This is a genomic window from Streptococcus mitis, assembly GCF_023110375.1.
In the GTDB taxonomy this organism is placed as follows: Bacteria; Bacillota; Bacilli; order Lactobacillales; family Streptococcaceae; genus Streptococcus; species Streptococcus mitis_CI.
On sequence record NZ_JALDVV010000028.1, the window covers coordinates 1 to 997 of the forward strand.

Annotated in this window: 1 protein-coding gene; it reads right to left on the reverse strand. The window is 37.7% G+C overall.

Annotated elements, in window-relative coordinates; translation table 11 throughout:
- Positions 1 to 34 precede the first annotated feature (34 nt).
- A partial coding sequence (locus M1G12_RS09875) for an ISL3 family transposase (RefSeq protein ID WP_247949841.1) occupies positions 35 to 997 on the reverse strand: 963 nt, incomplete at its 5' end.

Here is a 997-nt window from a genome sequence, read left to right on the forward strand (position 1 = left end):
GGCTCTTTGTCAACTGTAGTGGGTTGAATAAAAGCTAAGATCTAGAAAGGACGAAATTTGTCCTTTCTTTTTTGATATTGAGAGCGATAAAAATTCGTTTTTTGAAGTTTTCAAAGTTCCGAAATCCAAAGGCATTTCGTTTGATAAGTTTGATGAGATTATTGGTCGCTTCCAATTTTGCGTTGGAATAGGGTAACTGAAGGGCATTGACGATTTTCTCTTTGTCCTTTAGAAAGGTCTTAAAGATAGTCTGAAAAAGAGGATGAACCAGCTTAATATTGTCCTCAATGAGTCCGAAAAATTTATCTGCCTCCTTGTTCTGAAAGTGAAAGAGTAAGAGCTGATAGACATTGTAGTGGTGTTTCAAGTCTTCTGAATAGCTCAAAAGCTTGTCTAAAATCTCTTTATTGGTTAAGTGCATGCGAAAAGTAGGGCGATAAAATCGCTTATCACTCAGTTTACGGCTATCTTGTTGGATGAGTTTCCAGTAGCGCTTGGTAGCCTTGTATTCATGAGATTTTCGATGAAACTGATTCATGATTTGGACACGCATACGACTCATAGCACGGCTCATGTGTTGGACAATATGGAAACGATCCAACACGATTTTAGCGTTTGGAAAAAGCTGTTTAGCCAAGTCATAGTAAGGGCTAAACATATCCATAGTAATGATTTTCACCTGACAGCGCACGGCTCTATCGTAGCGAAGAAAGTGATTCCGGATGATAGCTTGTGTTCTTCCTTCAAGAACAGTGATGATATTAAGATTATCAAAATTTTGAGCAATAAAACTCATCTTTCCCTTAGTAAAGGCATACTCGTCCCAAGACATAATCTCAGGGAGGTACGAAAAATCAGGCTTAAAACGGAAGTCATTAAGCTTGCGAATAACAGTTGATGTTGAAATGGCTAACTGATGAGCAATATCGGTCATAGAAGTCTTTTCAATCAACTTTTGCGCAATTTTTTGGTTGATAATACGAGGAATTTGGTGATT